This window comes from Allobosea sp. NPDC003192 (assembly GCF_050275675.1).
Classification (GTDB): Bacteria; Pseudomonadota; Alphaproteobacteria; order Rhizobiales; family Beijerinckiaceae; genus Allobosea.
This window is the reverse complement of the sequence record NZ_JBNNPK010000005.1, coordinates 195,903-220,937: the sequence shown is the minus strand read 5'-3', so window position 1 is coordinate 220,937 and position 25,035 is coordinate 195,903. Positions and strand designations below refer to the sequence as shown.

General features: G+C 67.5%; 24 protein-coding genes. 12 read left to right on the top strand and 12 right to left on the bottom strand.

Annotated elements, in window-relative coordinates; genetic code table 11:
• The first annotated feature begins 99 nt into the window (after positions 1-99).
• Positions 100-1,023, top strand: a complete 924-nt coding sequence (gcvA, locus tag ACQKLX_RS09535) for a transcriptional regulator GcvA (RefSeq protein WP_427361339.1) — start codon at positions 100-102, stop codon at positions 1,021-1,023.
• Positions 1,024-1,031: 8 nt separating this feature from the next.
• Here gcvA and ACQKLX_RS09530 read toward each other — a convergent pair whose 3' ends face one another.
• Positions 1,032-1,934: a LysR family transcriptional regulator gene (locus ACQKLX_RS09530; RefSeq protein WP_427361338.1), complete on the bottom strand. Its 903-nt coding sequence runs from the start codon at positions 1,932-1,934 to the stop codon at positions 1,032-1,034.
• A 96-nt stretch (positions 1,935-2,030) separates the two neighbouring features.
• Here ACQKLX_RS09530 and ACQKLX_RS09525 point away from each other — a divergent pair, with 96 nt between their 5' ends.
• Positions 2,031-2,654 carry a glutathione S-transferase family protein gene (locus ACQKLX_RS09525; protein ID WP_427361337.1) on the top strand — a complete coding sequence of 208 codons (624 nt, stop codon included), beginning with the start codon at positions 2,031-2,033 and terminating at the stop codon, positions 2,652-2,654.
• A 4-nt stretch (positions 2,655-2,658) separates the two neighbouring features.
• Positions 2,659-3,570 (top strand): pyridoxamine 5'-phosphate oxidase family protein, encoded by a 912-nt coding sequence (locus ACQKLX_RS09520; RefSeq protein ID WP_427361336.1) that lies wholly within the window; start codon positions 2,659-2,661, stop codon positions 3,568-3,570.
• A gap of 168 nt (positions 3,571-3,738) precedes the next feature.
• Here the strand turns inward: ACQKLX_RS09520 and ACQKLX_RS09515 are convergent, their stop codons facing one another.
• The 6 genes from ACQKLX_RS09515 to ACQKLX_RS09490 form a co-directional block, all read right to left on the bottom strand.
• Complete coding sequence (locus tag ACQKLX_RS09515) at positions 3,739-4,098, bottom strand: tRNA-binding protein (RefSeq protein ID WP_427361335.1); 360 nt, start codon at positions 4,096-4,098, stop codon at positions 3,739-3,741.
• Positions 4,095-6,071 (bottom strand): methyl-accepting chemotaxis protein, encoded by a 1,977-nt coding sequence (locus tag ACQKLX_RS09510; RefSeq protein ID WP_427361334.1) that lies wholly within the window; start codon positions 6,069-6,071, stop codon positions 4,095-4,097. The genes ACQKLX_RS09515 and ACQKLX_RS09510 overlap by 4 nt, the downstream gene beginning before the upstream one ends.
• Before the next feature lie 113 nt (positions 6,072-6,184).
• Positions 6,185-6,913 carry a TetR/AcrR family transcriptional regulator gene (locus ACQKLX_RS09505; RefSeq protein ID WP_427361333.1) on the bottom strand — a complete coding sequence of 243 codons (729 nt, stop codon included), beginning with the start codon at positions 6,911-6,913 and terminating at the stop codon, positions 6,185-6,187.
• A 69-nt stretch (positions 6,914-6,982) separates the two neighbouring features.
• A complete protein-coding gene (gene proC, locus ACQKLX_RS09500; protein ID WP_427361332.1) occupies positions 6,983-7,798 on the bottom strand; it encodes a pyrroline-5-carboxylate reductase in 816 nt (271 codons plus the stop codon).
• Positions 7,799-7,880: 82 nt separating this feature from the next.
• Entirely contained in the window at positions 7,881-8,387 is a 507-nt protein-coding gene (locus ACQKLX_RS09495; protein WP_427361331.1) for a type III secretion system chaperone family protein, read from the bottom strand.
• Positions 8,388-8,790: 403 nt separating this feature from the next.
• Positions 8,791-9,045 carry an accessory factor UbiK family protein gene (locus ACQKLX_RS09490; RefSeq protein WP_057190753.1) on the bottom strand — a complete coding sequence of 85 codons (255 nt, stop codon included), beginning with the start codon at positions 9,043-9,045 and terminating at the stop codon, positions 8,791-8,793.
• A gap of 196 nt (positions 9,046-9,241) precedes the next feature.
• Here ACQKLX_RS09490 and ACQKLX_RS09485 point away from each other — a divergent pair, with 196 nt between their 5' ends.
• From ACQKLX_RS09485 to pth, 7 genes are all read left to right on the top strand, one after another.
• Positions 9,242-9,784 (top strand): hypothetical protein, encoded by a 543-nt coding sequence (locus ACQKLX_RS09485; RefSeq protein ID WP_427361330.1) that lies wholly within the window; start codon positions 9,242-9,244, stop codon positions 9,782-9,784.
• A gap of 212 nt (positions 9,785-9,996) precedes the next feature.
• Positions 9,997-10,941: a ribose-phosphate pyrophosphokinase gene (locus ACQKLX_RS09480; RefSeq protein ID WP_427361329.1), complete on the top strand. Its 945-nt coding sequence runs from the start codon at positions 9,997-9,999 to the stop codon at positions 10,939-10,941.
• Positions 10,942-10,954: 13 nt separating this feature from the next.
• Positions 10,955-11,698, top strand: coding sequence for a 7-cyano-7-deazaguanine synthase QueC (gene queC, locus ACQKLX_RS09475; RefSeq protein WP_427361328.1), 744 nt, complete (start codon positions 10,955-10,957; stop codon positions 11,696-11,698).
• A complete protein-coding gene (locus tag ACQKLX_RS09470) occupies positions 11,688-12,251 on the top strand; it encodes a VUT family protein (protein WP_427361327.1) in 564 nt (187 codons plus the stop codon). The genes queC and ACQKLX_RS09470 overlap by 11 nt, the downstream gene beginning before the upstream one ends.
• A gap of 93 nt (positions 12,252-12,344) precedes the next feature.
• A complete protein-coding gene (locus ACQKLX_RS09465; RefSeq protein WP_427361326.1) occupies positions 12,345-14,201 on the top strand; it encodes a putative bifunctional diguanylate cyclase/phosphodiesterase in 1,857 nt (618 codons plus the stop codon).
• A gap of 142 nt (positions 14,202-14,343) precedes the next feature.
• Positions 14,344-14,955 (top strand): 50S ribosomal protein L25/general stress protein Ctc, encoded by a 612-nt coding sequence (locus tag ACQKLX_RS09460; RefSeq protein WP_427361325.1) that lies wholly within the window; start codon positions 14,344-14,346, stop codon positions 14,953-14,955.
• An 89-nt stretch (positions 14,956-15,044) separates the two neighbouring features.
• On the top strand, positions 15,045-15,659 hold the full coding sequence (gene pth, locus ACQKLX_RS09455; RefSeq protein ID WP_427361324.1) for an aminoacyl-tRNA hydrolase: 615 nt from the start codon (positions 15,045-15,047) through the stop codon (positions 15,657-15,659).
• A 10-nt stretch (positions 15,660-15,669) separates the two neighbouring features.
• On the opposite strand, the gene ACQKLX_RS09450 is transcribed toward pth, so the two are convergent.
• Together ACQKLX_RS09450 and ACQKLX_RS09445 are read right to left on the bottom strand one after the other, a co-directional pair.
• Positions 15,670-16,266, bottom strand: coding sequence for a hypothetical protein (locus tag ACQKLX_RS09450; RefSeq protein WP_427361323.1), 597 nt, complete (start codon positions 16,264-16,266; stop codon positions 15,670-15,672).
• Between the two features lie 118 nt (positions 16,267-16,384).
• A complete protein-coding gene (locus ACQKLX_RS09445) occupies positions 16,385-19,273 on the bottom strand; it encodes an autotransporter outer membrane beta-barrel domain-containing protein (RefSeq protein WP_427361322.1) in 2,889 nt (962 codons plus the stop codon).
• A gap of 395 nt (positions 19,274-19,668) precedes the next feature.
• Between ACQKLX_RS09445 and ychF the strand changes: the two genes are divergently transcribed.
• Both ychF and ACQKLX_RS09435 read left to right on the top strand, forming a co-directional pair.
• Complete coding sequence (ychF, locus tag ACQKLX_RS09440) at positions 19,669-20,766, top strand: redox-regulated ATPase YchF (protein ID WP_427361321.1); 1,098 nt, start codon at positions 19,669-19,671, stop codon at positions 20,764-20,766.
• A gap of 130 nt (positions 20,767-20,896) precedes the next feature.
• Complete coding sequence (locus ACQKLX_RS09435; RefSeq protein WP_427361320.1) at positions 20,897-21,910, top strand: MaoC family dehydratase; 1,014 nt, start codon at positions 20,897-20,899, stop codon at positions 21,908-21,910.
• 12 nt (positions 21,911-21,922) lie between these two features.
• Here ACQKLX_RS09435 and ACQKLX_RS09430 read toward each other — a convergent pair whose 3' ends face one another.
• The 3 genes from ACQKLX_RS09430 to mtnA are packed head-to-tail and all read right to left on the bottom strand — an operon-like array spanning position 21,923 to position 25,034.
• Entirely contained in the window at positions 21,923-23,230 is a 1,308-nt protein-coding gene (locus tag ACQKLX_RS09430) for a GGDEF domain-containing protein (RefSeq protein ID WP_427361319.1), read from the bottom strand.
• Between the two features lie 53 nt (positions 23,231-23,283).
• Entirely contained in the window at positions 23,284-23,928 is a 645-nt protein-coding gene (locus tag ACQKLX_RS09425; RefSeq protein ID WP_427361318.1) for a class II aldolase/adducin family protein, read from the bottom strand.
• Positions 23,925-25,034, bottom strand: a complete 1,110-nt coding sequence (gene mtnA / locus ACQKLX_RS09420) for an S-methyl-5-thioribose-1-phosphate isomerase (RefSeq protein ID WP_427361317.1) — start codon at positions 25,032-25,034, stop codon at positions 23,925-23,927. Before mtnA ends, ACQKLX_RS09425 begins: the two co-directional genes overlap by 4 nt.
• Position 25,035 lies beyond the last annotated feature (1 nt).

Here is a 25,035-nt window from a genome sequence, read left to right as displayed (position 1 = left end):
CTCCTTTGATCCGATTTCTGCCAGGGAATTTGGAGGTTGCAGGGCCTCGAAGCAAATGAGAACTTCTTTGCCTCAGCCCAAGCAGAACTTGGCCAAGCCATGGTCCGTCGCCATCTCCCGCCCCTGACCTCGCTGCGCGCTTTCGAGGCCGCTGCACGGCATCTGAACTACGAACGGGCGGGCGACGAGCTCGCCGTCACCGCCAGCGCCGTCGGCCAGCAGGTCAAGACCCTCGAAGCCTGGCTTCGGCGTCCGCTCTTCACCCGGCTGCCGAGCAAGGGCATAGCGCTGACCGGGCTCGGCCAGCGCTATGCCGCCGCGATCTCGCAGGTGCTCGACCAGCTCGACGAAGCCACCGCCCGGGCGCTGCGGCCCGACACCGCCAATGTCCTGACGGTCAGCACCATGCCGAGCTTCGCCCTGAGCTGGCTGATCCCGCGGCTCGGCTCGCTCAAGCAGCGCCACCCCGAGCTGGAAGTGCGCATCTCGGTCTCGCTGCATCTCACCGATTTCACCCGCGAGGATATCGACATCGCGATCCGCTATGGCGAGGGCGCCTATACCGGCCTGCATTCCGAATTGCTGATGACGGAGACCTTCTTCCCCGTCTGCAACGCATCGCTCCTAAACGACCCCGAGCGACCGCTGCGCGAGCCCTCCGACCTGCGCCACCACACTCTCCTGCATGAGCTCGCCGAGGGCATCCCGAAATACGTGACCTGGCCGCAATGGCTCGCTTTTGCCGGCGTCGACGACATCGACGCGTCGCATGGCCCGCGCTTCTCGCACACCTTCCTGGCTCTGCAGGCAGCCGCCTCGGGACAGGGCATCGCACTCGCGACCAGCGCCCTGATCGGCGACTATCTCGAAGCCGGGCGCCTGGTCCGCCCGTTCCCGCAACAATTGCCCGGCGCCTACCAGTACTATGTCGTCTGCCCCGAGGCCGCGGCCGGGCGCCCGGCGATCGCGGCCTTCCGGAGCTGGATTCACGAGGAGGCGGCCCAGCACACGAAGCTGCGTTGAGTCGAAGCTCAGCGCTCCGGCCGGATCACCGGCAGTTGTTGCAGCCGGCCGGCAGCGTGGTCGAGAAAGGCGCGCACCTTTGGCTGGAGATACTGGCCGCTCGGCACGACGAGCTGGACCGGCGAGGCAGGCGGCTCCCAGTCCCGCATCACCCGCACCAGCGTGCCCGCCTCGATGTCCGGTGCGACCTGATAGGACAGAGCCCGCGCCAGGCCCCGACCGGAGCGCGTCGCGATCAGCACCGACTCGATCTCGTTGACGATCAGACGTGGTGTGATCTGGACGGTCGCGCTCCGCGCATCGCCGGCGAAACGCCAGAGCATGCCCTGGCCGGCCGCGATGCTGACGACGGTATCATGGGCCGCAAGATCAGCCGGCCGCTGCGGGACTCCCCGACGCTCCAGATAGGCCGGCGCCGCGACCAGCACGCGCCTGACCTCGCCGACCTTGCGCGCCACCAGCCGCGAGCTCGGCAGCGGGCCGATCCGGACCGCCAGATGCAGGCCTTCCTCGATCAGATCGAGATTGCGGTCGGCCAGCACCAGCTCGATCTGGATCTCCGGGTGCAGATCGAGAAATTCCGCCACGATCGGCGTGACATGGCGCCGGCCGAAGGCGGTCGGCGCCGTGATCCGGATCAGGCCGCGCATCGGCGCTGCCGTGACGCCGGAGAGCGAGGCATCATACTCGGCCAGGATATTGCGGGCCGATGCCGCCAGCTCCCGCCCCGCTTCGGTCGCCATCAGCTGGCGGGTAGTGCGCGCGATCAGCCTGACGCCTGCGCGCTCCTCCAGCGCGGCCAAGGCTCGCGTGACCGCCGGGCGCGAGCGCCTGAGCTGGCGCGCCGCGCCGGCGAGGCTGCCGGTATCGATGATCGCCACGAAGATCGCGAGCTCGTCGAGCCGATCCATGATCATTCCACTGTTCGGAATTCTGATTTGTCAGCCTATCAGCTTTCGCCTCCCGTCTGAAACAATCAGATTTCCTCGCACAACCGCGAGGCCCCGATGACCCAAACCAGGATCACGCTGCACGGCACCGCCCTGTCGGGCCATACCCACCGTGTCGAATTGCTGCTGCGGGCACTGGGTCTCGCTTTCGACTTCGTGCCGGCCCCGGCGGATGTTCGCCGCAGCGAGGCCTTCCGCAAGCTCAACCCGCTCGGCCAGATTCCGGTGCTGCAGGACGGCGGTCTCACCCTCGCCGACAGCAACGCCATCCTGGTCTATCTCGCCAGGCGCTACGCCCCGGACAGCGGCTGGCTTCCGCAGGAGCCGGTCGCCGCAGCCCAGATGCAGCGCTGGCTCTCGATCGCCGCCGGCGAAGTCATGCACGGCCCGGCAATCGCCCGCATGATCGCCCAGTTTGGCTTTCCCGATGATCCCGCCCGTGCGGAGCGCATCGCGGCCCGCCTGCTCCCCTTCATGGAGGAGCATCTGTCCGACCGCAGCTTCCTCGCCGCCGAGCATCCGACGCTCGCCGACCTCGCCTGCTACTCCTATGTCGCGCATGCCCCGGAGGGCGGCATCCCGCTCGATCCCTACCCGGCGGTGCGGACCTGGCTAAAGCGTATCGAGGCCCTGCCCTTCTTCAAACCGATCCCGCCCTCGCCCATTCCAGTGAAAGGCTGACGCCATGGACGCCTCTCCGTTCCACGAGGGCGAGCTGGAGGCGCAGGCGCTCGCAGGCGAAAGTTCGCGCGGCGCCGGCATTCGCGATTTCATGCCGGACCAACACCGCGACTTTTTCGCGCTCTTGCCCTACCTGTTCGCGGCCGGACGCGACGGCGCCGGTAGGCCGATCGCGACGATCCTCACCGGCCCGGACGGCTTCGTCACCAGCCCGACGCCGAACGAGCTCGCCATCGCCGCCCTGCCCGCTTCGGGCGATCCGGCAGATGCGGCTCTGAGCGCCGGCGCGCCGATCGGCCTGCTCGGGCTCGACCTGCGCACCCGCCGGCGCAATCGCGCCAATGGCGTCATCAGCGAGCGTGACAGAAACGGCCTGAGGATCGCCGTCAGCCAGAGCTTCGGGAACTGCGCCAAGTACATCCAGGCCCGGCAGCACGAGATTGCGCCGGCTGCCACGACTGCCACCGAAGAACTGGGCCGTCTCGATGCCGCGGCCAGCGCGCTGATCGTGGAAGCGGATACGCTCTTCATCGCCAGTGGATCGGAGAGCGGGCTCGATATCTCGCATCGCGGCGGCAGGTCGGGCTTTGTTCGGATTGAAGGTGGACGGCTCAGCGTGCCGGACTTCGCCGGCAACAGCTATTTCAACACCTTCGGCAACCTGCTGCGCGAGCCGGCGACGTCTCTGCTTTTCATCGACTTCGCCAAGGGCGACGTACTGCAATTGCAGGGTGTGGCTGAGGTCATCTGGAGCGGCGCAGAGCTGACCGGGCTCGATGGCGTCAAGCGTCTGCTGCAGTTCGAGGTGACGCGCGCCTGGCGACGCAGGGCGGCGCTGCCTCTGCGCTGGAGTGAGCCTGAGCCCGCCCCGACGACTTTGGCGACAGGGAGCTGGCGGCAGGATCGTGCCGCCTGATGAGAGGACGCAGGTCTTGCTCGGAACCGCGCCGTCATCCTGGACAAGCCGCGAAGCGGCTCAGCTCCGGGATCCATCGTAAGGTTCCGAAGCTCTACGATGGATCCCGGGCCGAGCTTCGCTCGCCCAGGATGACGCGATGGTTCCGTGCGAACTCAGTCCGCTGTTTCAGTACAGCCGCCCGCCCATGGGCACCTCGAGCGAGGGGCCGATCAGCACGACCTCGCCGTCGCCATCCGGCACGCCGAGCGTCAGCACCTCCGACATGAACTTGCCGATCTGACGCGGCGGGAAATTCACCACCGCCAGCACTTGCCGGCCCAAGAGATCCTCGGGCCGGTAGTGCTTGGTGATCTGCGCCGACGACTTCTTCCGGCCGATCATGCCGCCGAAATCGATCACCAGCTTGATCGCCGGCTTACGCGCTTCGGGAAAGGGAGCGGCTTCGACGATGGTGCCGACGCGGACGTCGACCTTGAGGAAATCGTCGAAGCCGATCTGCGCAGCGATCTCGTTAGGCGTGCTCAAAATTCCTCCCAGCCGCTGTCGCCGCCATTGGCGACCTTGCGTGCGGCGTTGCCGTGGCTCGGGGCGGGCGCTGCCGCCATGGCGCGCGCCGGGCGCGGCGCAGGCGCCGCAGCCTGCGCCATCTTGCCCGCCATCGCCTTCAAGGCAACCACATCGCCGCCGAGCCGGAAGCGCCCGACCAGCGCCGCCAGCCTGTCGGCCTCCTGGGCGAGGGCCTGGGAGGCAGCGGTCGACTGCTCGGCCATGGCGGCGTTCTGCTGCGTCGCCTGGTCCATCTCGTTGACCGCGGTGTTGACCTCCTGGAGGCCCGTCGCCTGCTCCTGGGCCGCCGAGGCGATCTCGGCGACCAGCGAGGTGACGCGCGTGATCTCGCCCGACATGCGGGCCAGGGCGCTGCCGGTCTGGCCGACCAGCGTCACGCCCTTCTCGACCTCGACCGAGGACGCCGTGATCAGGCCCTTGATCTCCTTGGCCGCTTCGGCCGAGCGCTGAGCCAGCGCCCGCACCTCGGAGGCGACGACCGCAAAGCCCTTGCCGGCGTCGCCGGCGCGCGCCGCCTCGACCGAGGCGTTGAGCGCGAGCAGGTTGGTCTGGAAGGCGATCTCGTCGATGACGCCGACGATCTGCGAGATCTCCTCGGCCGACTTCTCGATGCCGCCCATCGCCGCGACGGCGTCGCGGACGATCTCGCCGGACTGCTCGGCCTCGCCCTTGACCTGCGTCGTCGCATGGCTCGCCTGGCGCGCGCCCTCGGCGGTCTGGCGCACCGTCGCCGTCAGCTGATCGAGCGCCGTCGCGGTCTCCTCGACGGAGGACGCCTGCTGCTCGGTCCGGCTGGCGAGGTCGTCGGCCGCCTGGCTGATTTCGCCCGCGCCGGCCTTCATGCTCTCGGTATTGGTCGCGATCTGCCGCATCGTCTCTTCGAGATGCGCCATCGCCGCGTTGAAGTCGTTCTTGAGCTTGACGTACTCGGCGCTGAAGGCAACCTCGATCCGGTAGGTCAGGTCGCCCTCAGTCAGGCGCTCCAGGCCGGCGCCGAGCGCATCGACCACGACGGCCTGCTTCTTCGCCTCCTCGCCACGCTGTGCCTCGTTGAGGCTGCGCTGCGTGTCGGCGGCGCGGCGCTGCTCGCCCGCATCGGCTTCGGCCTGCGCCTTCTCGGCTTCGACCTGCTGCTTCATCTGCGCCGCATCGCGGAACACGACGAGCGCACGCGCCATGCTGCCGACCTCGTCCTGACGTTCCTGATAGGCGATCGGAGCCTTGAGGTCGCCGGCTGCCAGAACGCTCATATTGCCGGCGACGGTATGCAGCATCGCCGAGGCCCGGCGGCTCAGGAAGATGACGAGCCCGAGCAGCAGCAGCGTCAGCGGCACCAGAACCACCGCGACGTCCTTGATAAGGCCGTAGAAGGAGGCATCGACGGCATGGACATGCATGCCGGTGCCGATCGCCCATTGCCATTTCGGCACACCGACCACGTAGGAAACCTTCAGCGAGGGATCCTTGTCGCCGGCCTTCACCCAGAGGTAGTCGGCAAAGCCAGCCCCCTTGATGCGGGCGGTGTCGGTCAGTTCCTTGACGAAAAGCTTGCCGGTCGGATCCTTGAGCGGCGACATGTCGGTGCCGACCAGCTTCGGGTTGGCATGGGCGATGTTGAAGCCGTCATAGCGGATGACGAAGAAGTAGTTGCCGTCGTCGAAGCGGGCGTTGGTCACGGCATCGATGGCGAGTTTCTGGGCGTCGGCGTCCTTGAGTTCGCCCTTCTCCACCTTCGCCACATAGGCGTTCACCGTGGAGGCGGCCGCCTCGACCGCGTTCTTCACCTCGGCCCGCTTCAGCTCGAGCATGTCGACCCGGGCCTGACGCAAGGTGATGGCGACGCTCGCGACGGTGACGACGGCAGCCAGGATCGCGATCAGCCCGAATGAGCGGCCGATCGACAGCGCAGTAAGCTTCTTCAACACAGACATGTCGCCCCTCGCGAACGTGATTCTTCACATTCGCGCGGAACGGCTAACGCCCGCTTAACGCTGTCACTTTTTTGCCACAATCAGCAGTTGCTGGTTGCAGCCGGTGGTTGCAATCAGATCGCCGGAGCGTAGTCGTCGTCGTCCTCACCGCGCATGCGCCCGCGCCGCGGAGTGCGCTTGACGCCCGAGCACAGCGATCGGGCGAGGCCACGCAACGGCGCGGTCAGCCGGTGGACATCCTCCACGCGGGCCATGATCTGGCCGGCCGTCTTCAGCTCGCGGTCGAGCTTGGCCATGGTGCGCGACAGTTCAGGCTCGTCATCCTCGAGCCATGTGTCGAGCACGCGCGCCATCAGCAGCGTCGCACCACGGACCCGCACGGAGCCGAGGTCGTCCTCCGTCGGAATGCCGGCCGAGGCCAGCAGGTAGCGCCAGGAGTTCACGGAGTTGCGGCCTAGCGCGGCAAGCGCCAGCGGCTGGCGCCGCAGATGCGGCATCAGCGCCTTGAGACCGGCCTTGTAGGGCGCCAGCGCATCGAGCCGGCGCATCACCAGGTCGAAGACGCGCTCCTTGTAGGATTCCTCCATGAGGTCCTCGGAGCTGCCGGCCAGCACGGCCTCGTCGAGGATACGGCCGAGGCCGCCCAGGATGGCGAGCTTGGAAGGAAAAAGCCCGCGCAATTCGGCAAGGCCGATCCCGGCCTCGCGGGCGATCGCCGGCAACTCGATCTCGTCCCAACCTTGCGTCGCCGCCAGCCGGAACAGGGCGTCGACCACCGCGCGCCGTGGATCGGGCTTCGCCGCGGGTTTCTCAGCCTCGGGTGAAACGGGTTTGCGCGCCATCGGGGGTCTCTCCTGTCGCGAACGATAAGAGAGAAGCTAGGCCTTGACCGGGGCGCTTGAAAGGCTGTCTCAGCCTGAAAGTTCCTCGGCGCGGCGTTTGGCGGCAGCGACCGCGCGTCGCATCAGCGGCGCCAGGCCATTATCGGCCATCAGCACTTCGAGTGCGGCAGCGGTCGTCCCGGCCGGCGAGGTCACGTTCTGGCGCAAGGTCGCCGGCGGCAAGGGCGACTGGAACAGCATCTCGCCGGCGCCCTCGATCGTGGCGCGCGCCAGCCGCTCGGCGATGTCGGCCGGCAGTCCAGCCGCAACGCCGGCTGCAGCGAGGCATTCGACCATATGGAAGACATAGGCCGGGCCGGAGCCCGAAACGGCGGTGACGGCATCAATCAGCCCCTCGTCAGCGAGCCATTCGACCTTGCCGACGCCGGCGAGCAGCGCGTCCGCCAGTTGCCGCTGCGCCTCGCTGACGCCCTTGCCCGCCGCCGCCGCGGTAACGCCGCGCCGGACCGAGGCCGGCAGGTTCGGCATGGCGCGCACGATCGCGTTCGCATTGGGCAGGCGAGCCGAGAGATCGCCGAGCGTCTTGCCGGCGAGGATCGAGATCAGCAGCGTCTTCGGCCCGATCAGCGCCTGCACCGAGGGGGCGGCGGTGTCGAGCATCTGCGGCTTGGTCGCCAGCACAACGACCTCGGCCGGCTTCGGAGCGGCGGGATTGACGCTCATGCCCTGGGCGGCGGCGAGGTCCTGCATCTCGCCGGAGATATGCGGATCGATCAGCGTGATCCCGGCGCCCTTCACGCCGATGCTGAGCCAGCCCTCCAGCATGGCGCCGCCCATCTTGCCGGCACCGACGAGGGTAAGGGTCTGCGGAAGCGGGCTGGCCATGGCGTCTCTCCGGTCGATGCGCGGTTGCGCACGGACCTGAACCGCCAAGCGCGGCCCGGGTCAAGCCCGGGCCGATTGGGATTCACGCTTCGCCGACCGTCTCCAGCAATGCGCCTTCGAGCGCCTCGCGCGCGTTCTTTCCGGCCCAGACCACGAACTGGAAAGCCTGGTAGTAACGCTCGCAGGCATCGATCGCCGCCTTGATCAGGCCGGCGGCCTGCTCCTCGGTCGGCTCGGCACCGCCCGAGAGCAGCAGCGCGTGGCGGTACATCACCACGTTCTCGCGGCTCCACAAGTCGAAATGCCCGAGCCAGAGCTGCTCGTTGACCAGGCTGACGAGGTTCATCACCTCGTTGCGCCGGCGGTCCGGTACCCTGAGGTCGAAGGCGCAGGCGATGTGCAGCGACTCGACTTCGGCCAGCCAGGTGATCGCGACATGATAATCGGCCCAGCCGCCGGTGACGGAGACCGAGAGCTCGTCATCGCTGTCGCGATCGAAGCTCCAATCGTTCAGCGAGGCGAGGCGTTCGACGAGATCGAGGGGATTCGAGGGGCGTTCGGTTTCGGTGTCCAGATCAAGGTCCATCATGCCCAAGGTCCAACAGCCGGCGCTGGCCCTGACGGCAGGCGCGGCCTGTTCGAGAACGGGAACACGGCGACTGGAAAAGCGTAAGGCACACAACCCGACCAGAAGATCGCTGAAGCCGGATCCGATCAGCTTGCGATGCAAGCAGATCGGAGCGTGCTCTAGCGCGATCTTCGCTTCATCAGCCGGCTCTCAAGTAGAGCAGACCGACGAATCACCTCTCTTCATCGACGATAGCTCAGGCGAGTCTGGAGCCCTAACAGAACCTGTGCGGTTCCGATCGAGCCCTTCGGCACCCGGTACGCGATGCAAGCTCTGCGGATTCGACGTTCGCCTCAATCCCTCTGAGGGACTGTCCACAACGCGAAGATGCCCGCCCACCGGCCGGGTCTTCTTGCCCTCGTGCCTACTTGGACTCGGACTTCGCCTCGAGCGCCGCCAGCCGGGCAGCGAGCTTGTCGTTCTCCTCGCGCGCCAGCAGCGCCATCTCGCGCACGGCCTCGAACTCCTCGCGCGTCACCACGTCGAGATCGCGCAGCAGCCGCTCGATCTGGGTCTTGACCACGGTCTCGACCTCGCGGCGCACACCCTGCGCGGCGCCGGCGGCGTCGGTCGCCAGCCGGGCGATGTCGTCGAGGATACGGTTGGACGTGCTGACCATCGAAGCTCTCCGGCAGGCGCTCCATGCGCCCTCGCGGGAGATATGGCGAAGGAGCGCCGGGAGCGCAATCGCCGCCGCACAGTCGCCTCGTTTCGCCCCGCCCCCGCCCTATCTGGACCTCGGGGATCGTTGCGCCTAAAACGGTCGCCGCAGGGAAGACCAGCAATCCGAGCCCAAACAATGGGCGGGAGGCGTCATGTCGGTTCGTTTTTACGGCCTCGTTCTGGGGCCGCTCGCTGCGCTTGCGCTCGCAGGCTGCCAGGAAACCACCACGACCGCGGCTCGCCCGCGCGTCGATGCGCCGGGCGTTCCCGTCTCGGTGCAGAGCATCTCCGGCGCACCGGACCAGGTGACGGCGCATTTCGCCGGCCTGCTCGGCGAGGCCGCCGCCGAGCGCAAGATGGAGATCGTCCCCGGCGACAAGCCTGCCCGTTTCCGCGTCCGCGGCTATCTCACCGCCCAGCCGACCGAGGACGGCCAGACCGCCCTCGCCTTCGTCTGGGACGTCTATGACGAGAGCAAGAAGCGCGCCCAGCGCGTCCAGGGCGAGAGCCTCGGCCGCCGCGGCGGCGGCGCCGACCCGTGGGCTGGCATCGACCAGACCATCGTCGCCAAGGCCGCGTCCGAATCGGCCGATGCGATCGCGAGCTTCCTGACGACGGCGCCGGTGCCCGAGGCGAAGCCCGACGCCAAGAGCAAGACCCGCACCGCCCAGGCGGCGCCAGAGAAGAATCGCTAGAGCTTTCGCATTCGGCCCGGAGCGCCTTCAGGTCGAGTCGATTCACGATATCCCGCACGACGTGCAGCACGCCTCGGTGCAGTGCAGCATTTGCATGGGGATGCCGCGCCTCTTTGGTCGACTCGGCGTCATCACGCTGTTATGAGCCCTTCGAAACTGAGCCGCCCCCGCTCGGACGGCTCGCCTTTATCTGCGTTTCGGGTGCACCCGGCATGGCCTCCTCCTTCAAAGTCGTCGCCGGCAATTCCAATCGCCCGCTCGCCGAAGCCATCTGCAACCATCTCGACGTCCCGCTCGCCCGGGCCCAGGTCCGGCGCTTCGCCGACATGGAGATCTTCGTCGAGATCCAGGAGAACGTCCGCGGCCAGGATGTCTTCGTCATCCAGTCGACCTCGTTCCCGACCAACGACCACCTGATGGAACTGCTGATCATCACCGATGCGCTGCGCCGTTCCTCGGCCCGGCGCATCACGGCGGTGATCCCCTATTTCGGCTATGCGCGGCAGGATCGGCGCGCCTCCGGCCGCACCCCGATCTCCGCCAAGCTCGTCGCCAACCTGATCGCCCATGCCGGCGTCGATCGCGTGCTGACGCTCGACCTGCATGCTGGCCAGATCCAGGGCTTCTTCGACATCCCGACCGACAACCTGTTCGGCGCCCCGCTGATGTCACGCGACATCAAGGACCGGCTCGAATGGAAGAACGCCATGGTCGTCTCGCCCGACGTCGGCGGCGTCGTGCGGGCCCGCGCGCTCGCCAAGCGCATCGATGCCCCGCTCGCCATCGTCGACAAGCGCCGTGACCGGCCGGGCGAGTCGGAGGTGATGAACATCATCGGCACGGTCGAGGGCCGCTCCTGCATCCTGCTCGACGACATCGTCGATTCCGGCGGCACGCTGGTGAACGCCGCCGAGGCCCTGCTCGATCAGGGCGCCAAGGAGGTCTACGCCTACATCACCCATGGCGTGCTCTCGGGCGGCGCGGTCGCCCGCATCGCCTCCTCCAAGCTCAAGGAGCTGGTGATCACCGACTCGATCATGCCGACCGAGGCGGTGAAGGTCGCGCGCAATATCCGCGTCATCTCGATTGCCGGGCTGATGGGCGAAGCGATCGAGCGCACCGCCAGCGAGTCGAGCGTCTCCAGCCTGTTCGACTGACGGGAGCGGCGCGATGGCGGCCATCACGGCCGGCGCGGACCGCGCCCTCGTCCTCTTCTCCGGCGGCCAGGATTCCACCGTCGCACTGGCCTGGGCGCTGGAGCGCTTCTCCGCGGTCGAGACCGTCGGCTTCGACTATGGCCAGCGCCACCGCATCGAGCTTGCCTCCCGCGAGACGATCCGGGCTACGCTGCCGGGCCTGTCTCCTGTCTACGCTGATCGGCTCGGGCCGGATCACCTGCTCGACCTGAAGACGCTGGGCGCGATCTCGGACACCGCGCTGACCAGCGAAAGCGAGATCGCCTTCGCCGAGACCGGCCTGCCGAACACCTTCGTTCCCGGGCGAAACCTGATCTTCCTGACCTTCGCCGCCGCGCTGGCCTATCGCCGCCACTGCAAGCACATCGTGCTCGGCGTCTGCGAGACCGACTATTCCGGCTATCCCGACTGCCGCGACGACACGATCAAGGCGATGCAGGTCGCGCTCGGCCTCGGACTCGACCGAAGGCTCGTGCTGCACACACCGCTGATGTGGCGCGACAAGGCGCAGACCTTCGCCCTGGCGAAGGAGCTCGGCGGCAATGCCCTGCTCGACCTGGTGGTGGAAGAGACGCATAGCTGCTATCTCGGCGACCGCGGCAAGCGGCACCCTTGGGGCTATGGCTGTGGCCATTGCCCGGCATGCGACTTGCGAGCCAGGGGCTTTGCGGCCTATGAGGCCGCGCCGGACGACAGCGGATACAAACATGACGATTGATCGGCAGCGCCAGATCGAGGGCTACGTCGCCCTCGCCCTCTTCACCCTGACCATCCCGCTCGCCAATTGGCTGATCGGGAATGTCGGCACCGTCTGTGTGCCCGACGGCCCCTGCCTCGTCCCCGTCGCGCCCGGCATCAAGGCGCCGAGCGGCGTGCTGATGGTCGGGCTCGCGCTCGTCCTGCGCGACATCGTCCAGCGGCGCCTCGGCCCCTTCGCCGGCCTCGGCGCGATCGCGATCGGCACGCTGATCTCGGGCATGCTCGCCCCGCCGGCGATCGTCCTGGCCTCGACCACGGCCTTCCTGCTCTCCGAGCTCGCCGATTTCGCGGTCTATACCCCACTGCAGCGCCGCCACTTCGTCGCCGCGGTCGCAGCCTCGAGCATCTTCGGGCTCGTCGTCGACAGTCTCGTCTTCCTCTGGCTCGCCTTCGGCAGCCTCGACTTCCTCACCGGCCAGATCATCGGCAAGGCCTGGATGGTGCTGCTGGCGCTGCCACTGATGCATCTGTTGCGCCGGCGCGACGAGCGGATCGGGCTCTCTCCCGCCTGAGGGGCGGAAAAAGCGACAATTCGACCTAAGCGGGAAACGGCGGTTTCATGCCGCTGCGGCATAATGGCGCCTTCCGTCCTGCCGAGTGTCCCGATGCGCCGTCCTGATTCCGTCGAGCGTCTGCAATCCCTGCAAAACGCCATACTGGAATCGATTGCGCGTGGCGAGGAACTGTCCGCGATCATCGCGGCTCTATGCGAGCGGGTCGAGGCGCTCGCTCCAGGAGTCGTCTGCTCGGTCGTGGCGGTGGACGACGATTTCAGCCTCCGCCCCCTCGCCGCGCCGAGCCTGCCGCCCGCCTATGGCGAAGCGCTGTCGGGCGTTCCGATAGGCCCGCGGCTCGGCTCCTGCGGTACGGCGATCTATCGAAAGTCCCCGGTCGAGGTGACCGACATCGCCACCGATCCGCTCTGGGAGGGCTATCGCGAACTGGTGCTGCCGCTCGGCCTGCAGGCCTGCTGGTCGAGCCCGATCGCGGCGCGCGATGGCCGCGTCGTCGGCAGCTTCGCCTTCTATTACCGCGAACCGCGCGGAGCGACGCTCTTCGAGCGCCGGATCGTCGAGACCTGCGTGCATCTGTGCGCCATCGCGATCGAGCATGAAGAGGTCAATGCCCGCAATCATCGCCTCGCCTATTTCGACACGCTCACCGGACTGCCGAATCGGGCCCGGTTCAACGACGCGATCGGCCAGACGACGAGCAAGACCAGGACAGGCTTCGGGCTGCTGCTGATCGACATCGATCACCTCAAGGCGGTCAACGACACCATGGGCCACCCGGTCGGCGACCGGCTGATCGAAGCCGTCGGCTCGCGGCTCGCGGCGGTCGCGCCGAACGGCACGGCTTACAGGATCGGCGGCGACGAATTCGCCGTCCTTTTGCCCGGCTGCGACAAGGCCGGAGAGTTGCGCGGCGTCGCCGGCGCCATCCTCGTCGCGATGCAGGCGCCGATCGACTGCGAAGGGACGACCATCGCCCCTAGCGTCACCATCGGCGGAGCCATCGCCGGAGACGACGGCGCCGACAGCGTCACCTTGCGCCAGAACGCCGATTTCGCGCTCTACCATGCCAAGGAGACACGGCGCGGCGGCTATGTCCGCTTCAAGGGCGGGCTGCGGACTTCGATGACCCGCCGCATCCAGACGATCCGCAGCGTCGGTGACGCCCTCGGCGCCGGGCGCCTCATTCCCTACTACCAGCCGATCGTCCGGCTCGACAGCGGCGAGATCAGGGGCATGGAGGCGCTGGCGCGCCTACGCCTCGACGATGGGCGTGTCGTCGCCGCCGGCGAGTTCCAGGATGCCTTGCTCGATCCGAAGCTGGCCTATCGTATCTCGAGCCAGATGCTGCCGGCGATCGCGGCCGACATGGCGCAATGGTTGCGCGAGGGCCTGCCGGTTCCCTTCGTCGGCCTCAACGTCACCTCGGCCGACTTCCAGAAAGGCGACCTCGTCCAGCGCATCGCCCGGACCTTCGAGCGGGCGCAGGTGCCGCTCGAGCATCTGGTCGTCGAGATCACCGAGCAGGTGATCATGGGCGGGCGCCGCGACGGCGTCGCCCGCACCATGGAGGGGCTGCGCGAACGCGGCATCCTGGTTGCGCTCGACGATTTCGGTACCGGCTTCGCCTCGCTCACCCATCTGCTCGACTTTCCGGTCGACACGATCAAGATCGACAAGTCCTTCGTCGCCGGCATCGAGGGTGGGACCAGGAACGGCGCCATCGTCGAGGCGCTGATCGGTATCGCCGGCCGGCTCGGCATCCGGATCGTGGCCGAGGGCATCGAGAACGAGGGCCAGGCCCGGCGCCTGGCCGGGATGGGCTGCCGCCTCGGCCAGGGCTATCACTATTCACGGCCGATGCCGGCTGAGGCGGTCCCCGCCTTCGTCGGCAATTTCAGCCCGGTAGCTTCAGGGGCGCCGGCGCGCCCGGCCGCCACCGCCGCCTGAAATCCGGCTCCGGACTTGAGATTGTCCCCGGTTTCGCCTATGAGCCTGCCTGCGCCCCACTGACACCCTTGGAGGCAGGGGCGCGAACCGCAATGGCCGCCGGCAGGCGGCCATGTCTTTTGAAGAACTAAGGATCAGACACATGACCGCCGTGAAGCAGATTCAGGCTTCGGCGCGCGCCCAGGTCGGCAAGGGGGCCGCCCGGGAAGTTCGTCGCCAGGGCCTCACTCCCGCCGTGATCTATGGTGCGGGCGAAGCGCCCGTGGCCATCGCGCTCGATGCCAACAAGACCCGCCAGATGATCTATGCTGGTCACTTCCTGACCACGCTGTTCGAGATCGACGTCGACGGCAAGAAGACGCGCGCCATTCCGCGCGACTACCAGCTCGACCCGGTCAAGGATTTCCCGATCCATGTCGACTTCCTGCGCGTCGCCGCCGGCCAGACCATCAAGGTCGAGGTTCCGCTGCACGTCGTCGGCCAGGAGCAGTCGCCCGGCCTGAAGAGCGGTGGCGCCCTGCAGATCGTCGAGCACTCGCTCGAGATCGAAGTCGCTCCCGAGAGCATCCCCGAGTTCGTCGAGGTTTCGGTCGCGGGCCTTGCGGTCGGTGACACCCTGCATGCCGACGCGATCAAGCTGCCGGCCGGCGTGACGCTGACGGCGCGCGACAACCCGACGCTCGTCACCATCGTGCCGCCGACCGTCGAGGCGGAAGCCCCGGCTGCGGCCGAGGCCGAGGCCCCCAAGGCCTGAGCCGGTCTTTCGTCAGTTTGGCGAAACCAACGGACGGCCGGGCATGCCCGGCCGTTTTGCTTTTGACGACAGGTTAGCGGACCCGAACGATGCTGATCTTCGCCGGCCTCGGCAATCCCGGCCAACGCTATGCCCGCAACCGCCACAATATCGGCTTCATGGCGGTCGAGGCGATCGCTCGCGCCAGCCGCGCCACGCCCTGGCGCAGCCGTTTCCAGGGTTATGCCTGTGAAGCGACGATCGGCGGCGAGAAGGCGCTGCTGCTGCTGCCGCAGACCTATATGAACGAGTCCGGTCGTGCGATCGGCGAAGCCGCGCGCTTCTTCAAGGTCGCCCCTGCCGACGTCATCGTCTTCCATGACGAGCTCGACCTGGCCCCCGCCAAGCTGCGCGTGAAGCTCGGCGGCGGCAATGCCGGCCATAACGGCCTGCGTTCGACCACCGCCGCGATTGGCAACGACTATCGCCGGGTCCGGATGGGTATCGGCCACCCCGGCGACAAGGCGCTGGTCCATTCCTATGTGCTCAACGACTTCGGCAAGGCCGAGGAGCCCTGGGTCGAGGACCTCTGCTCCGCCTGCGCCGACAATGCCGCCCAGCTCGCCGCCCATGACGATGCCGGCTTCCAGAACAAGGTCCACCTCTTCATGGAGGCGCGCGGCCACAGCGCAGTAAAGCGCCTCGGCGAGAAGGCGACGGATTAGAATTCGGCCCTCACAGCGGCAGCTTGGCGCCGGCCCTGGCGATCGTCACCCGGCCGCTCGACAGGCTGCCATCGGCCTGCCGGCTCGCGGTCAGCGCCACCTGCGCCCCGGCGACGAGATCGGCAGCCTGTGCTGGAGCCGCCATGATGATGTTGGCCTCGGGCGTGATCGCAATCGTCTGCTCGCCGCCCGGATAAGTCAGCGTGACGCTGCTGCCATCGACCCGCGAGACCGTGTCGGCCACCGTCGCGTTCGTCATCGTCGAGTCCGGCAGCACGGCCCAGGGCCTGTGCCCCTCGCCCGTGCCGCGCATCGCCTCGGGAAAGACGAAGACCTGCACGGCGGTCAAGCCGCCGGCCTGCGGGCGGGCGCCGACGCCGATGAAGCTGCCCTTCTTGATATCGGCCATCGAAGCCTTGACCACCGCGCCGACCGAGTAATTGGGCGCGAGCGCGACCGTCGCCGTGCCTTCTTGCGTCTTCACCGTCAGCGATTGGCCGTCGAGACGCTCGACCGTGCCGCGGATACGGGTCTGCGGCGTCTGCGCCTGAGCGCCAGTTGCTAGGACCGTAACGAGGCCGATCAGGGCGAGCGAGGCGAGGCGCATGGGGCAACTCCGGTAGCCGGTCTTTCAAGTCGCGCTCAACCCGTGCGCGCTCGCCAACCGGGCCGCCATGCACGTTCGCGTGATCAGGAAGCCTTCGTCCCGCGGCGCCCGCCTTCCTTCAGAAGCTGACCTTGAACCGCGCCTGTCCGCCGATGCGGCGGGTGTTTTCAGAGAGTTCACCGTCGAGATGGGCGCCGATCACCATCGATGGGCTGAGCCTGAGATCGAGCCCCGCCGCCAGAAACGCGCTGTTGCGCGGTGCCCGTGCGCCTTCGATCGCGAAGCCCGACCCCGCCAACCCGGTCAGCGAGGCGCTCAGGCTGGCCTCACGCTGATAGTAATGTGCCCAGGCCGCGCGCAGATAGCCGGCGAGTGCCCGGCCCCCAAGAGCGCTGGCATAGTCGAGCTGAAGGCCGAGCTCGCTGCGCGAGCTCACGTAATCGCGCTTGCCGACGACGAGCGCTCCTGTATTCGCGCCCGCCCAATTCGTCTCGGCACGCGCCGGGCTGCGGGCCTGTACCGCCTGCACCGCCGCCAGCGGCGACACGGTGAAGCCGCCCCAGTCGGCAAGCGCCAGGCTCGCCTGCAACCGGCCGCTCCAGGCTGTAGTGGTGTAGGACGATGAGAGCGAACTGCCGAGCAACGGCACGCTGCGCTTCACATCCGTATCCAGCACGCCATAAGCAAGGGCTGCCGCGAGGTTGAGCGGCCCCAGCCGTGTCGTGCCGTAAAGGCCGGCCTGGAAGACGTCGGCGTTGGCCTTGCCGAGCCCGCCTGCCAGCGAGGCATTGGCGCTGCCGCCCGAGAGCGCAAAGCCCAGCATCGTGCCAGGCGCGATCCGCAGGTCGGCGCCAACAGCCAGATGCGCGTCATCGAGATCGCGCCGCGCCGAGCCGACCCAGGCGGAGCCATTGCTGCGCCCGGACGATCCGAAAGCCGCGCCCCAGACCGTATAGGCCGGCGCCAGCGGCTGAGCGGGATCCTGCGCAGACGCGCCCTTGCGCGTCGCGAGATCGGAGAATGCCGCAGCCCCCGACGCCATCGTCTCGCGCCCCGCCGCGAACGGATCGAGCATCGCCCGCAGGAACTGGTCGGAGGCCGAGACGACCATCGCCGGAACCGCCGTGTGGACTTCACCGGAGAGCTGGTTGATCGCGGCTGGCATCGCGGCCGACGGCAGGTTGTAGATCCCGAAGAGAGCTGACGGATCCGCCCCGCCCGCAACCGCCCGGTCGAGTCCGGCGGCGATCGCATGAGCGTTGGCGGGGCCGGTGACCAGACCGGAGAGCGGCTTGGCCGACAGCGTGACCAGCAGGTCGTTCGCGGTATAGGCGACACTGGCGGCGACTCCCGCTCCGAAACCAGAGGAGGAATCGACGGCGCCGAAGCGGGTGCCCCCAAGGCCGCCTTGCGCCGAGAGCAACGTATAGGAGGTGCCGAAGCTGTAGGCGCCCGGCAGGAAGGCCAGTTTCAGCGTACCCGCCAGTGCCGCCGTGCCAGTGACGTTGATCCTGTCGGCGACCGCTCCCTGGATTTCGGCGACATAGGTCGAGTTCACACCCATCGTCAGATTGCCGTTGACCGTCAGCGTGCCCGGCGAGTTGCCGGGTGAGATCGTGCCCAGCACGGTCGTCGACGGCAGTTGCCCCGTTCCGCCGATGGTGCCTCCCTCCCCGATCGTCACATTGGCGAACGAAGCGAGCGACCCCTCGGCAACGAGCAGGCCGCCGGTCACTTGCATCGCACCTGTGAAGCTGTTCGCTGCCTTCAGGATCGTCGTGCCGCTCTCGTGCACGATGGTGCCCTTGCCGGTGATGCGGGCGGAAACGATGTAGTTCGTATCGGTGTGGTTGAAGACGAGCCGCGCCGTCCCCTTGCCGAGGCGGATCTCGGATACGTCCAGGAATCCTGCGGCTCGGGCCTGGGCGCCCGACGCGGCGCCGATGTTGAGGGTTCCGGTCGAGCCGGCCCGGTTCGCGATGACCAGCAGGCCGCCATTGTCGACCCGAACGAGGGCGCCGCTGTCGACCGTGGCTTCCGCGACGCCGAGATTGCCTACCATCAGGTAGATCGAGCCGAGCCATTGCGAATTCGCGCCGGTCACGCGCAATTCGCCGCGCGAGCCGGTCTCCCAGCCAATGATGCCCTGGGTCGTGCGTACGGACGCGCCGTTGGTGACGAGGACACGGCCTTCGCCGCCTCCGCCGATAGCCGTGAAACCACTGACAGTCATCGCCGACCCGGCACCGTCGAGGATGAGCGATCCCCGTCCACCGGCCAGCCAGCCGAGATAAGTATTGCTGGTCGTCGTCACCGTACCGCCGTTTGAAACGACGACATCGCCGCGGCCTTCGCGGCTGATCATGAACCCGCCCCGGATGTTCCAGGCCGAGGCATCGACAGAGGCGCTTCCGACCGCCGCGGTATTGTAGCCGAGGGTCACGGCACGATCGTCAGCCGTGGCGCCGGCCAGGAGCTTGAAGGTGCCCTGCCCTTGGTCGCCGATGACGTGACCATTGCCATTGTACCAGGACGTTCCCGCCCCGGTGATCGTGATGGCCCCGCTCCCGGTGGGAAAAACGCCGGACCGGACGAACTGGCTGAAACTCACCCTCCCGCCGTTCGAGACGGTGAACGTGCCGCTGCCTCTGTAGCCGAGATCGAGATAGGTCCCGTTCCAGGTGCCGCGATCGACATGCGCCGCGCCGGTCTCGCCGGCGAGATTGCCGATGGTCACGTAGTCGGTCGTGGTGAGCTCCCCTCCAGCCCCCACCGTCAGGGACTGGCCGGCTCCGGCGGCGCCGATGACGAGCGTCTTCGTGCTGGCGCCGGGTGCAGTGATCGTCGGCGCGATCGCCGAGCCGGACCCGATCGTGACGGCAGTGACTGCGGTCGGGAGAACACCGGTCGACCAGTTGCCCGGCGTATGCCAATCGGCCGTGGTGCCCTGCCAAGTCTGCGTCAGTGCTGGTGTAGCGGCGAGCGCAAGCAGACTCACCGTGGACATGACCGCTATTCGGGCACGGACCACGCCAAAACGACCGAGTGCAACCATGATAGGCCAGGAACTCCACGGAAAGCCGGAGCCTGCAACCTAACGTTGCCAAAGATGAATGCCGAGACACCGGTCTTTACGATTTGTGAACCACTGTTCAAATCGCGGAACTTCGGCGCCTTTCAACAGTCACGACGAGACTGAGACCAACGGAACTCTGGGGCAGGGAGGCATGGCGGCCGCGTCACGGGATCGCCGCGTTCGGCGGCCGCCATCGCCATTGCAGATGCGGCCTCTCCCTCCGCCATCTTGTCTTTTGGCGCCCGGACGCCAATAAGGCCCGGAGCATTCACATCATCATCTCGTCACCGCCCCTGTGCGGTCGCAAACGCAACGGACCAGCCAGCATGGGCTTCAAATGCGGTATCGTCGGCCTGCCGAATGTCGGCAAGTCGACCCTCTTCAACGCGCTGACGCAGACGGCGGCGGCGCAGGCGGCGAACTATCCCTTCTGCACCATCGAACCGAACGTCGGCGACGTTGCCGTCCCCGACGAGCGGCTGGAGAAGCTCGCCGCCATCGCCGGCTCGAAGGAGATCATCCCGACCCGGCTGACCTTCGTCGACATCGCCGGCCTGGTGCGCGGCGCCTCCAAGGGCGAGGGCCTCGGCAACCAGTTCCTCGCCAATATCCGCGAATGCGACGCCATCGCCCATGTCGTGCGTTGCTTCGAGGACAGCGACATCACCCATGTCGAGGGCAAGATCGCCCCGATCGCCGACATCGAGACGATCGAGACCGAACTGATGCTCGCCGATCTCGAGAGCCTCGAGAAGCGCGTCCTGCCGCTGGAGAAGAAGGCCAAGTCCGGCGACAAGGAGGCCAAGGAAGCCGCCGATCTGATGAACCGCTGCCTCGTGCTGCTGCGCGAGGGCAAGCCCGCCCGCCTGGTCCAGGTCGCGGCCGAGGAACGCCGCGCCTTTGAGATGCTCGGCCTGCTTTCCTCCAAGCCTGTGCTCTATGTCTGCAATGTCGAGGAAGCCAGCGCCGACAAGGGCAACAGCTTCTCCGAACAGGTCAAGGCCCGCGCCGCCGAGGAAGGCGCCGTTGCGGTCGTCGTCTCCGCCAAGATCGAGAGCGAGATCGCGGTGCTGCCGGCCGCCGACCAGAAGGATTATCTCGAAGCCGTCGGCCTCGACGAGCCCGGCCTCAATCGCGTGATCCGCGCCGGCTACGCCCTGCTCAACCTCGTCACCTATTTCACGGTGGGTCCGAAGGAGGCCCGCGCCTGGACGATCGAGAACGGCACCAAGGGCCCGGCTGCGGCCGGCGTGATCCATACCGATTTCGAGAAGGGCTATATCCGGGCCGAGACCATCGCCTATGACGACTACATCGCCAACAAGGGCGAGAGCGGCGCGCGCGAGGCCGGCAAGTTCCGGCTCGAAGGCAAGGAATACGTCGTCGCCGACGGCGATGTGCTGCACTTCCGCTTCGCCAACTGAGCTTGCATCGCCGGAGCGCAATCCGCTCCGGCGCCATGTTCGGTGAGCATTCGGAGTTTGCGCGTTTTCGGCTCGATCCCGCCTGGCCGCGCGAGCAGAATGCGGGCCTGATCAGCGAGATGGGCTAACGATGCGCTACTTCGAGGATTTCGTCGCCGGCGCCGTGAACGAATACGGCGCGCTTTCCGTCTCGCAGGATGACATCCTCGCCTTCGCCCGGCGTTTCGACGCGCAGGACTTCCACATCGACCCGGAAAAGGCGAAGGCGAGCTTTGTCGGCGCGCTGATCGGCTCGGGCTGGCACAGCTGCGCCCTGCTGATGCGGCTGGTCGCGGAGGGCTTTCTCCTCGACGCGACCTCGATGGGCTCGCCCGGCATCGAGGAGGTCAAATGGCTGCGGCCGGTGAAGCCCGGCGACGTGCTGACGCTGCGCTGGACCGTCGTCGAGACCAAGGAATCGCGCTCGCGCCCCGAGATGGGGCTGGTCAAGTTCCGCCTCGAGCTCATCAACCAGCGCGGCGAGCCGGTGGTCGAGCAGAACAACTGGATCATGTTCGGCCGCCGCGGCTCCGGCTTCGAGGCGGCGCGCGGTGACTGGCTGAAGCACTCCGCCAGCTACCAGCCGCCGCAGGCGACCGTCAGCGTCGAGCCGCCCAGCAAGCCGACGGCTCCTCCCGGCTTCTTCGACGAACTCATCATCGGCGAGAGCTACGAGCTCGGCAGCCTGGTCTTCACGCCGGAGGAGATTGTCGCCTTCGCCCGCTCCTTCGATCCGCAGCCCTTCCACATGGACGAGGAGGCGGCCAGGAAGAGTTCCTTCGGCAGCCTCTGCGCCTCAGGCTGGCATACGGCTGCCGGCTGGATGGCGGCAATGGTCAGCCACCGCCGCCGGCAGGAGGCGACACTCGCGCCGGCTGCCGCCCCGCGGCTCGGCCCCTCGCCCGGCTTCAAGAACCTGCGCTGGCTGAAGCCCGTCTATGCCGGCGACCGCATCACCTATCACTCGACCGTGGCCGACAAGCGTCCGAGCCTCTCGCGCCCGGACTGGGGCCTGTTCTTCCACCATAACACCGGCGTCAACCAGAAGGGCGAGACCGTCTTCAGCTTCGACGGCTGCGTCTTCATCGAGCGCAAGCCGAGCTGAGCCCGGCGCTGGTCAGCTCGCGATGCGTCGCGACGCCGCCGGCGGGTTCGCCAGCTCGATCCGATCGCGGCCATTGCGCTTGGCGGCATAGAGCGCCTCGTCCGCGCGGGCCTGGAGGCTTTTGCCGTCCAGCGGCCCTTCCCCCGCGCACAGGCCGATCGAGACGGTCACGCCTGTCAGCTCGTCGTGGAGCAGGCGCCACGGCACCCGTCGCAAGGCGCGGCGAATAGCCGTCGCGACCTCTTGGGCCGCCTCGATCGGCATATTGCCGAGCAGGACGCCGAACTCCTCGCCGCCGATCCGGGCCACCAGCGCCGATGTCGACGGAACCTGTGCCGAGATGACCTCGGCGATCGCCTTGAGGCAGGCATCGCCGACCAGATGGCCGAAGCGGTCGTTGATCGTCTTGAAATGGTCGGCGTCGATCATCATCAGCGAAAGCGGTTCGCGCCGGGCGGCGGCATCGGCGAAGCGCGCGACGAAGCGGCGATGATTGGCGAGGCCGGTCAGCCCGTCCGTCTCGGCGAGTTCCGCCAGCGCCGCATTGGCCCGGCGCAGAGCTTCCTGGGCCTCCAGCAGCTCCATCTGCTGGCGCTTGGCGACGGTGATGTCGGCATGGGTGAAGAAGCTGACGCCACCGGTGCTGTGCCGTGCGATCAATCTGAGCCAGCGCTGGCCCGGCAATTCGATCTCGAAGGGCACGCCGTCATAGCGCAGGCCATTGCTGATCGCCGCCCGCCAGGCGCCCGTGGGCGAAGCGCCACGCCAGCACCAGGCGATGATCTCGTCCAGCGTGCGGCCGACCACCGAGGTGCCGCGCGGCAGGTCATAAAGCCGCCGGAAGGCGTCGTTCGCCGCGATCACCCGCTCCTTCGCGTCGAGGATCGTGGCGCCGTCGGGAATGAAGCGCAGCGCATCCATGGTCGGCAGCACCAGCTCGGGCGCCGTCTCGGCATGGCTCTCGACGTCGAGCGGCTGCCACAGCCGCACGCGCCCGCCGTCCGGCGCGCGCAGTGAGGAGGCGCGCAGCTTGCGGCCATTGTGGATGAACTCGAAGGGCTGTGTCTGGTTCTCGTGGCGCGTCACGCCTTCGGCGACATGTCGTGCGATATCGGGCATCTCCTCAGGCGACAGCCGGAGCCGATAGAAGCGTGTGAGATTGTCGGCATAGGGTTCGCCGACATAGATCTCGCCCTCATCCTCGGGAAAGATCTGCAGGAAGGTCTGGTTCCAGCAGAGGGCTCTCATCTCTCCATCGTATTCGCAAACGCCGATACCGAGGGCGTCGAGCGAATCGAGCAGATAGCGCGAGAGCTTCATCCGGCCCTCAATAGACGAGAGCCGTTAACAACCGGTGAGATCGGCTCTTAAGATCAGCCGACCTTTCCGTAACCTGCGAATTTCGCGCTGACGCGCACCATCTCCGCTTCGCCGAGGATCACAGGCTCTAGCCCGGACGCCAGCAGGTCGAGATATTGTCCCGCCAGGTTCTCGACCTCGGCGACAATGGTATGTGCCCCCGCGAGGCTCGCGCCGAGGGCGATCACGCCGTGATTGGCCAGCAGCACCGCCTTGCGGCTCTCCAGCGCCCTGACCGCGTTCGCCGCCAGCTCCGGCGAGCCGAAGGTGGCGTAGTCGGCACAGCGGACATCGGCGCCGCCGCAGAGCGCGATCATGTAGTGGAAGGCGGGAATGCCGCGTCGCGCACAGGACAGCGCCGTGGCGCGTGGCGAATGCGTGTGGACGATCGCCTGCGCATCCGGACGCGCCTTGTAGATCGCGACATGGAACGGCCATTCCGAAGATGGCTTGCGGCTGCCGCTCAGGACCGTTCCGTCGAGGGCAAGGTAGATCAGGTCCTCAGGCTTCGTCCGCGCATAGGGCAGCCCCGATGGCGTGATCAGGAATCCATCGCCGAAGCGCGCGGAAACATTGCCGGATTTCGACGGGCAGAAGCCAGCCTTGTCGATCGCCTGGGCGACCGCGACGATCTCCTCGCGCAATGTCTGTTCACTCATGCCGCCACACCACTGGTCATCTCGGGAAAAAGCCTCGCCAGCCCCTCGTGGCTCGCCGGCGCAATGCCGCGCTCGGTGATCAGTCCGGTGACCAGCCGTGCCGGGGTGACGTCGAAGGCCGGATTGCAGGCCGGGCTGCCGGGCGCCGCGATCTGGAAGAAGCCGGTGCTGCCATCTTCGCCTTGGCCGAAGAGATGCGTGACCTCGCGCTGGCTGCGCTCCTCGATCGGGATGTCCTTCAGCCCGTCATCGAGCGTCCAGTCGATCGTCGGCGAGGGCAGCGCCACATAGAACGGCACGCCATTGTCCCTGGCCGCCAGCGCCTTGAGATAGGTGCCGATCTTGTTGGCGACGTCGCCGCTCGCGGTCGTTCGGTCGGTGCCGACGATCACCATGTCGACCTGGCCGTGCTGCATCAGATGGCCGCCGGCATTGTCCACGATCACGGCATGCGGCACGCCATGGCTGCCGAGTTCATAGGCCGTCAGCGCCGCGCCCTGGTTGCGTGGCCGCGTCTCGTCGACCCAGACATGGACGGGGATGCCGGCGTCGTGAGCCAGATAGATCGGCGCCAGCGCCGTGCCCCAGTCGACGGTGGCGAGCCAGCCGGCATTGCAATGCGTGAGGATGTTGACCGGCGCGCCCGCAGGCTTCTTCGCCGCGATCTGCCGGATCACGCCGAGGCCGTGCTCGCCGATGGCATGGCAGAGCGCGACGTCCTCGTCGCAGAGCGCGCCGGCCTCGGCATAGGCCGCAGCGACCCGCTCCGCTTCCGGCAACTCGATCAGCCGCCTGCGCATCCTGGCCAGCGCCCAATGCAGGTTGACCGCCGTCGGCCGGGTTGCGCCCAGGAGCGCCAGCGCCTGCTCCAGCGCGGCATCGGAGGCATCGACCCGCAATGCCAGCGCGACACCATAGGCCGCGGTCGCGCCGATCAGCGGCGCGCCGCGCACGGTCATGTGGCGGATCGCATGCGCGGCTTCCTCGGCGGTCGAAAGCCTTGTCGTCTCGAAGTGGAAAGGCAGTCGTGTCTGGTCGATGACGACAACGGCCCAGCCATCATCGTCGAGCCAGATGGTGCGGTAGTGCCGTCCGTGGATCCTCATC

Bases quoted from the DNA above. Each gene is read 5' to 3' on its own strand.
- ACQKLX_RS09505 (WP_427361333.1), bottom strand. From the start codon at position 6,913: ATGGCGCGCAAACCCGTTTCACCCGAGGCTGAGAAACCCGCGGCGAAG.
- ACQKLX_RS09435 (WP_427361320.1), top strand. From the start codon at position 20,897: ATGCGCTACTTCGAGGATTTCGTCGCCGGCGCCGTGAACGAATACGGC.
- ychF (WP_427361321.1), top strand. From the start codon at position 19,669: ATGGGCTTCAAATGCGGTATCGTCGGCCTGCCGAATGTCGGCAAGTCG.
- ACQKLX_RS09485 (WP_427361330.1), top strand. From the start codon at position 9,242: ATGTCGGTTCGTTTTTACGGCCTCGTTCTGGGGCCGCTCGCTGCGCTT.
- ACQKLX_RS09520 (WP_427361336.1), top strand. From the start codon at position 2,659: ATGGACGCCTCTCCGTTCCACGAGGGCGAGCTGGAGGCGCAGGCGCTC.
- ACQKLX_RS09495 (WP_427361331.1), bottom strand. From the start codon at position 8,387: ATGATGGACCTTGATCTGGACACCGAAACCGAACGCCCCTCGAATCCC.
- mtnA (WP_427361317.1), bottom strand. From the start codon at position 25,034: ATGAGGATCCACGGACGGCACTACCGCACCATCTGGCTCGACGATGAT.
- ACQKLX_RS09525 (WP_427361337.1), top strand. From the start codon at position 2,031: ATGACCCAAACCAGGATCACGCTGCACGGCACCGCCCTGTCGGGCCAT.
- ACQKLX_RS09530 (WP_427361338.1), bottom strand. From the start codon at position 1,934: ATGGATCGGCTCGACGAGCTCGCGATCTTCGTGGCGATCATCGATACC.
- ACQKLX_RS09480 (WP_427361329.1), top strand. From the start codon at position 9,997: ATGGCCTCCTCCTTCAAAGTCGTCGCCGGCAATTCCAATCGCCCGCTC.
- ACQKLX_RS09430 (WP_427361319.1), bottom strand. From the start codon at position 23,230: ATGAAGCTCTCGCGCTATCTGCTCGATTCGCTCGACGCCCTCGGTATC.
- proC (WP_427361332.1), bottom strand. From the start codon at position 7,798: ATGGCCAGCCCGCTTCCGCAGACCCTTACCCTCGTCGGTGCCGGCAAG.
- ACQKLX_RS09490 (WP_057190753.1), bottom strand. From the start codon at position 9,045: ATGGTCAGCACGTCCAACCGTATCCTCGACGACATCGCCCGGCTGGCG.
- ACQKLX_RS09425 (WP_427361318.1), bottom strand. From the start codon at position 23,928: ATGAGTGAACAGACATTGCGCGAGGAGATCGTCGCGGTCGCCCAGGCG.
- ACQKLX_RS09460 (WP_427361325.1), top strand. From the start codon at position 14,344: ATGACCGCCGTGAAGCAGATTCAGGCTTCGGCGCGCGCCCAGGTCGGC.
- ACQKLX_RS09450 (WP_427361323.1), bottom strand. From the start codon at position 16,266: ATGCGCCTCGCCTCGCTCGCCCTGATCGGCCTCGTTACGGTCCTAGCA.
- pth (WP_427361324.1), top strand. From the start codon at position 15,045: ATGCTGATCTTCGCCGGCCTCGGCAATCCCGGCCAACGCTATGCCCGC.
- ACQKLX_RS09465 (WP_427361326.1), top strand. From the start codon at position 12,345: ATGCGCCGTCCTGATTCCGTCGAGCGTCTGCAATCCCTGCAAAACGCC.
- ACQKLX_RS09470 (WP_427361327.1), top strand. From the start codon at position 11,688: ATGACGATTGATCGGCAGCGCCAGATCGAGGGCTACGTCGCCCTCGCC.
- queC (WP_427361328.1), top strand. From the start codon at position 10,955: ATGGCGGCCATCACGGCCGGCGCGGACCGCGCCCTCGTCCTCTTCTCC.
- ACQKLX_RS09445 (WP_427361322.1), bottom strand. From the start codon at position 19,273: ATGTCCACGGTGAGTCTGCTTGCGCTCGCCGCTACACCAGCACTGACG.
- gcvA (WP_427361339.1), top strand. From the start codon at position 100: ATGGTCCGTCGCCATCTCCCGCCCCTGACCTCGCTGCGCGCTTTCGAG.
- ACQKLX_RS09510 (WP_427361334.1), bottom strand. From the start codon at position 6,071: ATGTCTGTGTTGAAGAAGCTTACTGCGCTGTCGATCGGCCGCTCATTC.